Here is a 12,799-nt window from a genome sequence, read left to right as displayed (position 1 = left end):
AAAATCCATGCTGTAAGTAAGGAGTTTAATATTCACTATAAATACCATGAATAGTACTAGAAAAAAACGCTATTCAAATGAATATTTATTAAGAATCATTCCTATCTACTTACTTTAGAGGTGTTAGAAATGAAAAAACCCAGCACTAGGCTGGGTTTTCAAATTTGCGTAAAGGGTTAGATTAACGCTCTACTTTTACACGCTCAATTACAGTTACTTTCGCTTCAACACGACGGTTTTCAGCATGAGCTTCTGGCGTATTTGCTGGGTTTTTAAGGCGCTCTTCACCTAAACCAACAGTAGTAAGACGCATTGGGTCAATACCGTCTTCGATTAGTTTCTTAGCAACAGCATCAGCACGTTTCTTAGATAACCACTTGTTGTAGTCAGCTTTACCTACTGATGAAGTGTGACCTTCAAGTACTACGTCAGTACCTGGGTGCTCTTTTAAGAACTTAGCAGCGCGGTCAATATCATCTAAGTATTGTTGAGATACTTTAGACGTGTTGTTAGGGAACGTGATTAGTAAGCTCTTAGTTACTTCACGATCTTCATATAATGTACAGCCAGTACCATCAACAGCGTCAGTCATTGGCGTGTTTGCACATTGGTCATCAGCATCAGGAATGTTATCGCCATCGCTATCAACTGGCTCAACCGCAACAGGAACAACTGTTGGAGCAGGTTCAACTGGCTCAGAAGCTGAGCTTTGCGCACCAAAGATATAGCTTAGGCCTAATTTAGCGCCAACATCTGTGTAACCACGGTCAAGACCTTGGTATAAAGATGTTTCAGCGTTAAACGCGAAGTTATCTGTGAAGTAGTGTTGGTAACCAGCACCTACGTTTGCGAACATTAGATCTTCGTCAACCGCATCAAGATTTTTAAGACCGAAAATACCGTAGAATGGACCACCACCTAAGTGATATAAAGCGTCAATACCGTAACGTTTGCCACTTTCAGTACCGCTAACAGAAGTACCGTCATTTAGATCAGCTTTCCAATCGAAGTCCATGTCAGCATATTCTAAACGAGCGCTCCAGTAATCACTAAAACGGTAACCTAGCTCTAAACCCCAACCTGTAGAGTCATCAACATCAAGGCCACCTGGAGTGTAGTCGCGGACATTTTCCCAAGAATTATCATAGTAGTCGCCAAATGCGCCGATGTAGAAACCTTGCTTTTCGGCAGCGAAGCTTGAAGCACTAGTTGCAGCAAGTGCTAAAGCAATAGTAAGTGATTTTAATTTCATTGTTTCCTTCCCATTTTCACAATTAAAATTGTAGCTAAGTCAAACCAGCTCAATCAGTTTAAACAGAGTAGTCGACTAATAGTTAATCAAAACTTAACGAACTCGGTACAGAACAAAAATCTTGCCGAGTAATTTCAGTCAATTACCCAAATAATAGGTTATCTAAATAACTTTGCGTAACAATGCCTTTAGATCGCTTTGTTATGATTAGGTGAAAGTCGATTCAGCCTAATCTACTGACTTCAAAACCGATAAAAGTCCATTCCCAATTACATTATTATATTGGTTATTTTTAAATCAACAAGTTGAAAGCAACTTTATTTGTAAATTTTCGTTAAAAAGCAAAACTTTAGTGCTATTTTATTGATATAAATCATAACACTGGCAGCTAACTTGCTCAATCAACGAACACTCAGATTTAAAAAAATGAGCATTTACAATTGTTATCAACCATAAAGATTAACCCTTAAGTACCACAAAAAGTTTGGTAATTACAATCCCCTTCCTTCGGAGGTTGATACCATGCGGCAAATTCTTCCTCATACTCATATGGTTTTTGAATGACTTTTAAAAACTCATTGATTGATGAACTAGATCCTGCCTTTTCATACTCAGCCAAGATCATTTCAATATTATGATTACGCGGAATGACTGCAGGATTAACGGCTCGCATTGTGTTGTAACTTTCAGCTGATGTTCTGAGCCTCCATTTTGAAACCCATCCTTTTAAATTAGAATCTATAACAAAGTCTGTCACTAAAGATTCAGTAAGTGCATTGAAAGTGTTGGTGTAATCAAGTTGGTGTTGCTTCATTAACCCCATTAACTCTGAAACTAAAGCGTGATCGCCTTCTTGCTGACCTGCTAATCCTAATTTCTGCTGCCACATAGTATTAAATGCATCATTAAATTTAGCAGCAAAACCATTCACAACCGGTGAGAGTTGCTCAACGGCAGCATCTTGATCAGTAAATAAAGGAATTAAGCTTTCAGCTAAACGCGCAATATTCCAATTGGCAATATTCGGCTGATTACCAAATGCGTAGCGCCCTTGATGGTCAATCGAACTAAACACCGTGTCTAAGTCAAACTGATTCATCATCGCGCAGGGGCCATAGTCAATGGTTTCACCACTAATCAAAGTATTATCTGTATTCATAACGCCATGTATAAAGCCAATTCGCATCCAGCTGATAACCAGCTCTATTTGCTTATCTAACACGGCGGTTAAAAATTCAATATAACGCTGCTCACCATTACTGCTGATGTCAGGAAAGTGGCAATCAACTGCGTAATCGACTAGCTTTTCTAGCCCTTCTATATCACCTTGTGTAGCTAAGTATTGAAATGAGCCAACACGGATATGACTCTTAGCTAAGCGAGTGACAACTGCACCCGGGCGAGGTGGCTGGCGATATACCGTTTCGCCAGTTGTAACCACAGCTAAACAACGCGTAGTAGCGATACCTAACGCATGAAGTGCCTCACTCATAATGTACTCTCGTACAGCTGGACCAATAGCACAGCGACCATCACCACCACGTGAGAATACCGTTGCTCCTGCACCTTTTAACTGTAAGTCCCACTGCGTGCCATTTTGATCTGTAATAGCACCAAGCAAATGTGCTCTGCCATCACCAAGACGCGGTGAAAAATGACCAAATTGGTGACCTGAGTAACCAAGTGCAACTGGTGCAACATCTTTATCTATTGCTGACCCAGATAGCAATTTAGCTAAAAAATCGCTGTCGTGATTAATCGCAAAATTATCAGCGAGCTTGTCATTGAAGAGCAGCAATTGCGGCTCAGCAACGGCGCTAGGCATATCTTCAATCGCAAGTAGTTCACTAATATCTGTGTATCGGGTTTGCAGTTTCATAACTGTCCTTAAGGTGTTGCTACACCTACACGATTATCGCCTACACCATAGGCCACTAATTGGCTTAATGCCTGCAAGCTGTAACCGCTTTGCTGTTGTAATTCATTGAAGAAGTCTTGCGCTGCTTGTAATGATTTTTTAGTTTGTAAGCCGCCATCAATCAACTCATGGGCACGCAAATAAGCTTCTACATCGCGAGAAAGCAAAAAGGTATCTTTACCAAGCGCTCGCAAAGCGTACGGGCCAGTATTTCCCCCTAAACGCGCACCATGCTTTTTAAGATAGGCCCACAAACCAATAATATTGTCAGTTGGCCAATCTGCAATAAATTGGCTAAAACTGCCATGTTTCTCGGCAACTTCGTGGATCATGTACGCATTTTCTGGGATCGTTTGTACTTTTTTAAAATTACGAACAATTCGCTCATCACTGGCTTTTTGCTCAAGCATATCTGGCGGCATCATCAACAACTTTTCTACGCTGAAATCCCAAAACACATCACGAAAACCAGCCCATTTATTATTGATAACAGACCAATAAAAACCGCTTTGAAAGACTTTACGCGTAAACTCTTCTAACCATAAATCGTCATGCATTTTGGCAATATCAGTATCATCGAGCGGGTTTGATAACAATGCATGCAGCAATTCTTCGCTGCCTTTTCGAGATACGGCTCGCTGATAAATATCGTTAAATTTTTCCATCATTTTTCCAATTTATTTGGTTAACGCTAAGTGTACGTAAAAACACGCTTATACGTAACCATGTTGCAAAATCGGTCACTAAAAAACAAATCCTTCGCCTTGACACCTAGATGGCTAAAATGCTTTAATCGCCGCCAATACCCTATTTAACTATGTTGGCTTTAACCTTTAAAGCGAGCATAAAGGGCTGGAAGAGGTGCGTTATTCAGGTAGCGTATGGGAAGAGCACAGACTCTGTTGATCATACGTGAGGGGAATTAACGCCGAGAAGTAACACCGTTTGTGAGGTGCTTATTTCGGGCGACTGGGCTGAATCCCAGCGACTGTCACCAACAATAGCAAAGCGCTATTGATTAGTTTGGTGGAGAGCTTCTGGTCTTAGTATAATAAGGCCTTCGCGTCTTTATTATTTTAAGCCCATTCGCTCTTCGAATTATACCTTGTTCGAACGACGACATGCGGCTCCATTCAAATGTTCCCGCATAAACTCTTCGAATACCTTATAAGTTCGTGAGAGATGATCAACAATTTTGATTTAAACGACTATCCATTGTGGACAGCGCTTGTCACGCCATTTTCTGAATCTGGCGAGGTCGATTACACGGCCCTTGAACAACTGGTTACGGAGCAGCAAGATGCAAATAACGGCATTTTATTGCTTGGCAGTACCGGTGAAGGACTGGCGCTTTCACTCAAAGAGCAACAAGCCATTGTTGAACATGTTTGTCAATTAGCACCAAGTGTCCCACTCATGGTTGCTGTGGGCGGCATGAACCTTAAGCAACAAATTGCTTGGGTTGAATACTGCAACCAACTACCTATTCATGGCTACCTGTTAGGTTCACCTCTGTATGCAAAACCTGGGGTTGTTGGCCAAACACATTGGTTTAAAAGCCTACTAGACGCAAGTAACCACCCTTGTATGTTGTATAACGTACCAGGACGCAGCGCAGTTGAGATTTCACCACAGGTGATCAAAAACCTTGCTGAGCACAAAAATCTTTGGGCCTTAAAAGAAGCCAGTGGCGACATTAGCAAATTTGAAGGCTTTAGAACGGCATCACCAACACTGGCTATTTTCAGTGGCGATGATGCACTTATGCCATATTTTGCTCAAGCGGGTGCAAAAGGTTTAGTTTCGGTTGCCGCGAATGCTTGGCCGAGTCAAACCCATGAGTTTGTTAAACGCAGTTTAAGTGGTCAATACCCAAATCTATTCACCGATTGGTCGCAAGCAATCCAAAGTTTATTCGCTGTGGCAAACCCAATCCCCGTAAAAGTACTGATGCACCTGCAAGGTAAAATAAATACCCCGCATTTACGTCCACCGCTTACGCATTTAGAGCTTGAGCAAACAGACAGCATCACCCACGCAAACAACACAATTTTATCTTGGAACTAAAAACAGGTTTTATCATGAGCTGGTTAGAATTATTAAACAACTTAGAATCAGGCGCAGTTCGCGCAGCAACACAAGACGAGAACGGCAACTGGCACGCCAATGTTGAAGTTAAACAAGGCATTTTAGAAGCCTTTAAAAATGGCACAAATACCGAGTTCCCAGGTGGATTTGTTGATAAGCATAACTTAGCACCACAAGGCTTTGCAGCCGATGCTGGCGTGCGAATGGTACCAGGTGGTAGCAGTGTTCGCCGTGGCGCACACGTTGCCAAAGGCACCATTATCATGCCACCAGCATATGTGAATATTGGCGCGTTCATCGACGAAGGCACTATGGTCGACAGCCACGCATTAGTGGGTTCATGCGCACAAGTGGGTAAAAATGTTCACCTAAGTGCTGCAGTACAATTAGGTGGTGTACTTGAGCCAATTGGTGCTAGCCCTGTGGTTATTGAAGATGACGCATTCATCGGCGCAGGCTGCGTTATTGTTGAAGGTGTGGTTGTGAAAAAAGGTGCTGTACTTGCGCCAGGTGTTCGTTTATCGGCAACTATTCCTGTTTACGATTGCGTTAACGAACGCCAGCTAGACAAAGGTGAAGCCATCCCAGAAAACGCGATTGTGATCCCAGGCTCTCGCCCTGCTTCAAATGCATGGGCTCGCGAGCAAGGTCTAAGCATGTCTTGTGCATTGATCGTGAAATACCGTGATGAACAAAGCGATGCATCATTACTGTTAGAAGAGGTTTTACGTTAATGAGCTTTTTGAGCACGCCCATCAAGCAAGCTGTTGAACAAGTTTCAACACATCTTGATACGCCATTTTTTATCTATGATTTAGATAAATTAACTGCACATTTAAATCAACTAACTGCGCAAACCGATGTGAAACTTTGGTATGCCGTAAAGGCCAACCCACTGTCTCGCATTATTCAATGTTTAGACAGCGCAGGGTTTAACTTTGATGTTGCAAGTAAAGGTGAACTTGAGCAAGTACTTGCTCAAGGCATCGATAGCGAGCGCGTGCTCAACACAGGGCCTGCAAAGAGCCCTGCACAAATTTCACATTTTATTGCTCGCGGCGTACGTACTTTTGTGGCCGAGAGCGTTAACCAAGTTCGCTGGTTAAACGAACAAGCAACAAAAGCAAATTGTCAGCTGCAAGTTCTATTGCGCGTACAACTTCGTTGGCCAGACAGCGAAAAGAACCCTCTTGGTGGCGATAGCCTTACTCCTTTTGGTTTGGGCTGTGATGAGTGGCAAGCACTCACTGTAAGTGATTACCCAGCTCTTAGCTTTGATGGTCTGCATATTTTCCAATGGGGCAATATGCTAAGTACTGACAAGCTCGCCGAGCTATGGCGTGCGATGATTGCGCCATTACAACAGCTAGCAAGCTCAATAAATATTAACTTTAATATTCTCGATTTAGGGGGTGGCTTAGGTATTCCTTATACTCAAGATGCTAACCGACTCGATTGGTCTGCACTTATCGAGACTTTGGCGGCTATTAAAGCAGATGCTGGTGTCAAAGAGCTTTGGATGGAACTAGGCCGCTATGCGGTGGGCGAATGCGGCCATTACGCAACGCCGGTTGTTGAGCGCAAAGAGAATTACAATCAACAACAAGTGATTTTATCAGGCGGTATTAACCATTTACTTCGCCCTGCTGTAACAAGCCAAGATTTTCCTGCGGCATTACTACGCGAGTCAACGGCTGAGCCTGCGGCAATGACTTTATACGGCCCGCTATGCACCGCCCTTGATTGCTTAGGTGAGCACCAATTAGCGAGCGATTTAAATGAGCAAGACTGGTTGGTATTCAGCCAATGTGGTGCATACGGCTTTACCGAAAGCATGCCGTACTTTTTATGCCACGAATTAGCGGCTGAATACATCCTTGAACAAGGCAATATTGAGTGTATCCGTAGCGCTGAAGATGCCAGCTATTATTTAAGGTAATCGCCATGAGTAAAGAGTTAATCAGCCAAGAGAATATTGTGGTTGGCGAGATTGCCAACGGCCTACCACTGACAATTCCTGTGTATCGCTTAAAAGGCGATGGCACGGGACCAAACGTGTATATACAAGCCAATATGCATGGTGCTGAAGTACAAGGTAATGCAGTAATTTATCAATTGCTTGAGCAGCTAAAATCACTCAAGCTGCGTGGCGATATTACCCTAGTTCCTTATGCTAACCCTATTGGTTGCAACCAAAAATCAGGTGAGTTTACTTTAGGCCGCTTCGACCCAATCACGGGCACCAACTGGAACCGCATGTACCGCTTTAATAAAGCGTTACCGTCACAGATTGCTGAACAGCATAAAGACAGTGATGATGCGACCCTTAAAGCTGCATTTAAACAGGCACTCGTTGCTGACATCGACAGTCAATTAACGGGTCCTGATTACAGCCTAACAACGGGTAAGCGCATTGCTCTTAACTTGCAAAAGCTTGCCCACCAGGCTGATATCGTTTTAGACCTTCACACGGGGCCTATCTCGAGTAAGCACTTATATTGCCCTGAATACGCCAAAGACAGCGCAAGCTACTTCAACATCGAGCATGTGTTACTGATCCCAAGTGATTTTGATGGCGCGATGGATGAAGCAAGCTTTTGTCCATGGTGGTCACTATCTGAAGAGCTTGGCAAACAAGGCCGAGAATTTGCTGTTCAAGTAGAAGCATTCACCGTTGAGCTAGGTAGCCAAGAAAAAATCGATTTAAGTGCGGCACTTGAAGATGCAAATAGCATTTTAAGTTACCTCAATCAAAAAGAGGTATTAGTTGATGCTGCGTATCATCCAAAAGCGATGACACGTTATGCCTGCATGCTTGAAGATTATGTAGCTTACTACGCACCTATGGGTGGCATGGTCGAGTATCTTGCCCCACTGGGTGGCCATATTAAAGCTGGTGAGCCTATCGCCCGCATTTTAAGAATGGAGCGCTACCTTTCTGAGCAGCCGCTACAAACATTAAGTTTTGATAAAGACGCCATTGCTATTTTGCATTTTGCTTCAGCAAGCGTGAATCAAGGTACCGAACTTTATAAGTTTTTTACCAACGTATTTGAGCTATAAGCTCATCCCTTCTCATTGCGTGAGAGTCAACGGCTTATGCCCTTAGGCCGTTACAGCAGGGCTCCAAGCTTAGCTTGGGGCTCTCTATTTACCTAAAATTTCAACAATTCAGTACAAGTTCACGGTTACTTATGTAAAAATCGTTATAATTATACCAACTTACAAGTCTACTGAAAGGGAACTGCAATGGGATGGCGCATTTGGCTGGCAGCAGCTGGCTTATTTTCTGTACCTGTATTTGCTCAAACTGAACAACCACAAACTAACGAACAAGATGACGCGCTAGAACTCGTAAAGCAGTGTATTTTGAACGAAGCGATTGGCGGTGACGGTAAACAAACACTCGAAGAACTTCGTAAAAAATGCTCAGACTTAGACGAGAGTAAAAAGCTCACCGCTTTAGACAAACGTAAAGCCCGTGAAGAAGTAAGCAAGAAAAACCGTAATGTGATCACCCCGCATAAGCGTAACTACATATTACCGCTTTCATACGTATCTAACCCGAATGAGCGCCCTTTTGATGGTTTAAAAGATCTTGCTGAGCAAACTGATGGCGAGCCACTTGATAACCTTGAAGTGAAATATCAACTTTCAATTAAAGTGCCTATTTTCGAAGGCTTTTCAGATAAAGATCAGGGCGTATTCTTTGCGTTTACCATGCAATCGTTTTGGCAGTTTTATAACAAAGATATTTCATCACCGTTTCGTGAAACAAATTACGAACCAGAGATCTTCTGGGTGAACTACCTTGATCCTGAGCATGTGCTTTGGGGCGATGAAATGGCAATTGCAATTGGTGCCTCACATCAATCGAATGGCCGCAGCCAACCTAATTCACGTTCATGGAACCGTATCTATGCCGATTTCCTATGGGAAAAAGATGGCTTTGTTTTTAGCTTTAAGCCTTGGTACCGCATTCCTGAAGATAAAAAGGACGATGAGCTAGAAGCCCGTGGCGATGATAATCCAGATATCTACAAATACATGGGTTACTTTGAGTTCTCGGGTGCATACCGTTACAACGAGCATGAATTTAGCTTTATGACCCGTAATAACTTAAATTCAGATAACCGTGGTGCAATCCAATTAGATTGGTCTTTCCCTCTTTGGGGCCGATTACGTGGCTACGCACAATACTTTAATGGTTATGGCGAGAGCTTGATTGATTACAACGCCGATATTGAACGTTTTGGTGTGGGTATTCTGTTAACTGACTTACTTTAACTGTAAGAAGAGCGAGCTTTAGTTAGCTCGCTCTTTATTTTCGTTATTTTTTAACGATGAAGTGACCTTCGAATTCTGCTACTAACACATCACCATCGTACACATTAACCGGCACATGGTAGCTTGCTTTGCCACTGTCTTCTAAATCCACTAATTTGCCTTTACAGCCAGCCAACTCAACACTACCACGAGGGTCGTTATTGAGTGGTTTAAGATATTTAATGTTGGCATCAGCTAACACGATATTTCCTTCAAGGCCTGCTTCTTTCAGCGCTAGGTAAGTTGCGCCCCACCCTGTTAAAGTAGCTAAGCTATAAATCGAACCCGCAAACATAGTGTTATGAAGGTTTAAGTTCGCATCTAAATCAGCACGGGTAGTAAACTGCCAATCGGTATAGCTTTCAACTTTAATGCCCATCGCATCACTGATTGGGATCGACTCACGCCACGTGTTTTGCAGTACTTGTGTCCAGTTTGGATGACGGAACCAACCCGGTTCAGAGGGCTTTTGTTTTACCATTTTCCAATGCTGTACATCGTCATAAGCAAGGTGCGCTTTTTCTTTTAATTCGTAGCCATGACGCTTATAGAAATCAAGGGCTCGCTCACGAGCAAACAAAACCAGCTCGTCGGCATCTTGAGTCCATGCGATTTTTTCTAATTCATGTAATAAACGGCTACCAATATGCTGGTTACGATTACCTTCAGCAACCGCCATATAACGAACTTGCGCTTGCTGATGATTATTAAAATGCAGGCGCGCTACGCCTAATACTTCGCCGTCATTATTTTTGATAAAGCGGTGCTCTGCGTCTTGTTCTAAGTCATCTTGCTCAGAACCACGCGGCTCGCCCCAGGGTGCTCTTAAAACCTGCCAACGTAATGAATAGTACGCTTGCCAATCTTCGCTGCTTTGTGGGGTGGTCACTTTAAACATAAAAACTCCTGTGATAATTCAGCCACTGTCTGTTGTTTTTCTGTCGTGGCCTTTGGAATGCGAATTACGATACGCGATCTTCAAACAAGTTGGAATAATACTTTGGTGACCCAGCCTAAATTATTATTCTTAGCTGTAAAAACTAATGCACAATTGCACTTTAAGCCTGCTGGTCTATGCTGAAATAATTGTATTATTTTAATAAATAAATAGCTAAAGGCCCGAAATATGGAACATTTTCTTGAACCCAGTGGCGCAGTAAAACATAGTTTTATTGAGGACTGCCACCGATTAGGGCAACTCATCTATTGGCATAAACAAGGCAATTACAGTATTCAAGTTAGGCAACTTAACCAATTACGCTGGTTATTGATCAACGAAACTCTGCAATCGGTCATTGAAAAACGCCGACCTGCCAGATTACTTTTCCCGCATTTACAATATCTTGCAAAGCTTTGGCAAGACTTAGAGGAACCTAAAAAGATTTTAGAACTAGGGCTAGGCGGTGGTGCTATTCGTAATTACTTACAGCACACCTACCCTGACAGCCAACTGACATCGGTTGATAAAAACCCCGACATAATTCACTGCTATAAACGTTACTTTGGTGGCGATCATGCCAATAACTTGCACTGTTTTGATGCGCAGCAAGTATTAGAGCAAAACAACGAATATAATTGGATTATCCTAGATTTATTCAGTGAGGTAGATGCGCCATTATTTTTATACAAGCACCAGTTTTACACCAAGCTAAGAGCAGCGATGGCAAAAGATGGCTTGTTGTTCATTAATTTTTTATCTAATCACCCATCGCAACTAAAACAACTTGAGCACCTGCTAATCACCGAGTTTGGCAAGCGCCCAAGCATTGTAAAAATCCCCGACTACGTGAATCATATCGTGATGATCAAAAAATAGCTGTCTGCTAAACAGATAAATTAAAAGTAACGGGACCATCGTTACATAGGCTTACTTGCATATCAGCACCAAATTGCCCGGTAGCCACTGTTAAGCCTGCTTTTTTAGCCTCTGCAATAAAATACTCATAGAGTGTATTGGCTTGTTCTGGCGTGCCAGCACTTGAAAAGCTTGGACGCATACCCTTTTTAGTGTCGGCTGCTAAGGTAAACTGCGAAACCACTAAAAGCTCACCCTTGATATCATTCAAACTTAAATTCATCTTTCCTTGTTCATCGGTAAAAATGCGGTAATTGCTGACTTTGTGTAAAAGCTTCTGGGCGCTTTGCTCGGTGTCCTGTTTTTCAACACCTAATAGCAGCAAAATACCTTGTGAAATTTCACCAACTACTTCACCTGCCACTTCTACTTTTGCTTGTTTTACTCTTTGAATTAAGCCTTGCATTGATCCCTCGATAACTTGATATACATTAAATCTGCGGCCCGTCGCATTGCCGCCAAATATACCTGATTATCGCTGCTGTGCCCAATGCCATCTAAAATCAATAATTGTGCATTTAACTGTTCAGCAAGCTGCTGTACGGCACTATATCGACAGATCAAATCGGCGCGGCCATGAATAAACCAAATAGGTAAATGAGTCAGTAGATGTGCATTTTCTGCGATAAAGCCTTCTTCAATGAAACAGTGATGACGAAAATAATGCACCATTAATTTTGCTTGATTTAACCCGACATGGGGCTCCTGTAAACTCCAGTTTGTCAAAGGCTCACCATGACATAGTACCTGCTCCCAATGACACCATAACTTGGCAAATTTACTGGCTTTAATTTGATCGTCACTGTTTAGTTGTTGCTGATAAAAATCGAGTAAGGCATGCCAATCAGTGTAATCATGTGCAAATTCATTAAAGCACTCAGGGTAAAAATGCGCGCCAGCTCCTTTTGTTGTGTAAAGCCACTCAAAATCACTGTTACAAGCTAAAAAACTTGCCCGTAGAATAAGCCCCGAAATGTGTTCCCAGTGCTTAATTGCATATACGAGCGCTAAGGTTGCCCCCCAAGATTCGCCACACACCAGCCACTTCTCAATACCCAACTGATTGCGTAAAAACTCGAGATCTGCGACTAACTCTGAGGTGGTATTTTGAGAGATATCATGCGGGGTTGAGTGACCACAGCCACGCTGGCTGAACATGATCACCCGAAAACGTTCTAAGTCGAAAAAGCGGCAGTTTTCAGGGCATAGACCCGCACCAGGCCCGCCATGGCATAACACCACAGCAATCCCAGTAGACGCACCATATTCTTGCACATGGATTTGATGACCATCGCCAACACTCAAGTGATAATCACGGTTGGCAACATATTGTGGATGTAACTGCACCTCGCTCTCCTTA

Annotated in this window: 12 protein-coding genes and 1 riboswitch; of the genes, 6 read left to right on the top strand and 6 right to left on the bottom strand. The window is 42.7% G+C overall.

Annotated elements, in window-relative coordinates; genetic code table 11:
- Window positions 1-181: 181 nt before the first annotated feature.
- The 3 genes from J8Z28_RS01175 to J8Z28_RS01165 form a co-directional block, all read right to left on the bottom strand.
- Entirely contained in the window at window positions 182-1,252 is a 1,071-nt protein-coding gene (locus tag J8Z28_RS01175) for an OmpA family protein (RefSeq protein WP_054563468.1), read from the bottom strand.
- Window positions 1,253-1,718: 466 nt separating this feature from the next.
- Window positions 1,719-3,131: a protein adenylyltransferase SelO gene (locus tag J8Z28_RS01170; protein WP_250659723.1), complete on the bottom strand. Its 1,413-nt coding sequence runs from the start codon at window positions 3,129-3,131 to the stop codon at window positions 1,719-1,721.
- Between the two features lie 8 nt (window positions 3,132-3,139).
- Window positions 3,140-3,835, bottom strand: a complete 696-nt coding sequence (locus J8Z28_RS01165; protein WP_250659722.1) for a DNA-3-methyladenine glycosylase I — start codon at window positions 3,833-3,835, stop codon at window positions 3,140-3,142.
- Between the two features lie 183 nt (window positions 3,836-4,018).
- Window positions 4,019-4,215: riboswitch (Lysine riboswitch) on the top strand.
- Between the two features lie 137 nt (window positions 4,216-4,352).
- Here J8Z28_RS01165 and dapA point away from each other — a divergent pair.
- The 5 genes from dapA to J8Z28_RS01140 all read left to right on the top strand — a co-directional run bounded on the left by dapA (window position 4,353) and on the right by J8Z28_RS01140 (window position 9,545).
- Window positions 4,353-5,237, top strand: coding sequence for a 4-hydroxy-tetrahydrodipicolinate synthase (gene dapA, locus J8Z28_RS01160; protein ID WP_250659721.1), 885 nt, complete (start codon window positions 4,353-4,355; stop codon window positions 5,235-5,237).
- Between the two features lie 14 nt (window positions 5,238-5,251).
- Window positions 5,252-5,992, top strand: coding sequence for a 2,3,4,5-tetrahydropyridine-2,6-dicarboxylate N-succinyltransferase (locus tag J8Z28_RS01155; RefSeq protein WP_054552405.1), 741 nt, complete (start codon window positions 5,252-5,254; stop codon window positions 5,990-5,992).
- Entirely contained in the window at window positions 5,992-7,197 is a 1,206-nt protein-coding gene (locus J8Z28_RS01150; RefSeq protein ID WP_250659720.1) for a PLP-dependent decarboxylase, read from the top strand. Before J8Z28_RS01155 ends, J8Z28_RS01150 begins: the two co-directional genes overlap by 1 nt.
- Window positions 7,198-7,202: 5 nt before the next feature.
- Window positions 7,203-8,321, top strand: coding sequence for a succinylglutamate desuccinylase/aspartoacylase family protein (locus tag J8Z28_RS01145; RefSeq protein ID WP_250659719.1), 1,119 nt, complete (start codon window positions 7,203-7,205; stop codon window positions 8,319-8,321).
- Between the two features lie 186 nt (window positions 8,322-8,507).
- A complete protein-coding gene (locus J8Z28_RS01140; protein ID WP_054563462.1) occupies window positions 8,508-9,545 on the top strand; it encodes a phospholipase A in 1,038 nt (345 codons plus the stop codon).
- 43 nt (window positions 9,546-9,588) lie between these two features.
- Here J8Z28_RS01140 and J8Z28_RS01135 read toward each other — a convergent pair whose 3' ends face one another.
- The gene (locus tag J8Z28_RS01135; protein WP_166340648.1) at window positions 9,589-10,482 is read right to left on the bottom strand and encodes a bifunctional GNAT family N-acetyltransferase/hotdog fold thioesterase; all 894 of its coding nucleotides are present in this window, start codon (window positions 10,480-10,482) and stop codon (window positions 9,589-9,591) included.
- A 228-nt stretch (window positions 10,483-10,710) separates the two neighbouring features.
- Between J8Z28_RS01135 and J8Z28_RS01130 the strand changes: the two genes are divergently transcribed.
- Entirely contained in the window at window positions 10,711-11,400 is a 690-nt protein-coding gene (locus J8Z28_RS01130) for a spermidine synthase (RefSeq protein WP_054563460.1), read from the top strand.
- 7 nt (window positions 11,401-11,407) lie between these two features.
- Here the strand turns inward: J8Z28_RS01130 and dtd are convergent, their stop codons facing one another.
- Together dtd and J8Z28_RS01120 are read right to left on the bottom strand one after the other, a co-directional pair.
- The gene (gene dtd / locus J8Z28_RS01125) at window positions 11,408-11,845 is read right to left on the bottom strand and encodes a D-aminoacyl-tRNA deacylase (protein ID WP_130167197.1); all 438 of its coding nucleotides are present in this window, start codon (window positions 11,843-11,845) and stop codon (window positions 11,408-11,410) included.
- Entirely contained in the window at window positions 11,833-12,786 is a 954-nt protein-coding gene (locus J8Z28_RS01120; protein WP_250659718.1) for an alpha/beta fold hydrolase, read from the bottom strand. The genes dtd and J8Z28_RS01120 overlap by 13 nt, the downstream gene beginning before the upstream one ends.
- Window positions 12,787-12,799 lie beyond the last annotated feature (13 nt).

Source organism: Pseudoalteromonas sp. SCSIO 43088 (assembly GCF_023650795.1).
Classification (GTDB): Bacteria; Pseudomonadota; Gammaproteobacteria; order Enterobacterales; family Alteromonadaceae; genus Pseudoalteromonas; species Pseudoalteromonas shioyasakiensis.
The sequence above is the reverse complement of the archived record's forward strand: the minus strand, read 5'-3'. Positions and strand labels throughout refer to the sequence as shown.

Bases quoted from the DNA above. Each gene is read 5' to 3' on its own strand.
- J8Z28_RS01175 (WP_054563468.1), bottom strand. From the start codon at position 1,252: ATGAAATTAAAATCACTTACTATTGCTTTAGCACTTGCTGCAACTAGT.
- J8Z28_RS01170 (WP_250659723.1), bottom strand. From the start codon at position 3,131: ATGAAACTGCAAACCCGATACACAGATATTAGTGAACTACTTGCGATT.
- J8Z28_RS01165 (WP_250659722.1), bottom strand. From the start codon at position 3,835: ATGGAAAAATTTAACGATATTTATCAGCGAGCCGTATCTCGAAAAGGC.
- dapA (WP_250659721.1), top strand. From the start codon at position 4,353: ATGATCAACAATTTTGATTTAAACGACTATCCATTGTGGACAGCGCTT.
- J8Z28_RS01155 (WP_054552405.1), top strand. From the start codon at position 5,252: ATGAGCTGGTTAGAATTATTAAACAACTTAGAATCAGGCGCAGTTCGC.
- J8Z28_RS01150 (WP_250659720.1), top strand. From the start codon at position 5,992: ATGAGCTTTTTGAGCACGCCCATCAAGCAAGCTGTTGAACAAGTTTCA.
- J8Z28_RS01145 (WP_250659719.1), top strand. From the start codon at position 7,203: ATGAGTAAAGAGTTAATCAGCCAAGAGAATATTGTGGTTGGCGAGATT.
- J8Z28_RS01140 (WP_054563462.1), top strand. From the start codon at position 8,508: ATGGGATGGCGCATTTGGCTGGCAGCAGCTGGCTTATTTTCTGTACCT.
- J8Z28_RS01135 (WP_166340648.1), bottom strand. From the start codon at position 10,482: ATGTTTAAAGTGACCACCCCACAAAGCAGCGAAGATTGGCAAGCGTAC.
- J8Z28_RS01130 (WP_054563460.1), top strand. From the start codon at position 10,711: ATGGAACATTTTCTTGAACCCAGTGGCGCAGTAAAACATAGTTTTATT.
- dtd (WP_130167197.1), bottom strand. From the start codon at position 11,845: ATGCAAGGCTTAATTCAAAGAGTAAAACAAGCAAAAGTAGAAGTGGCA.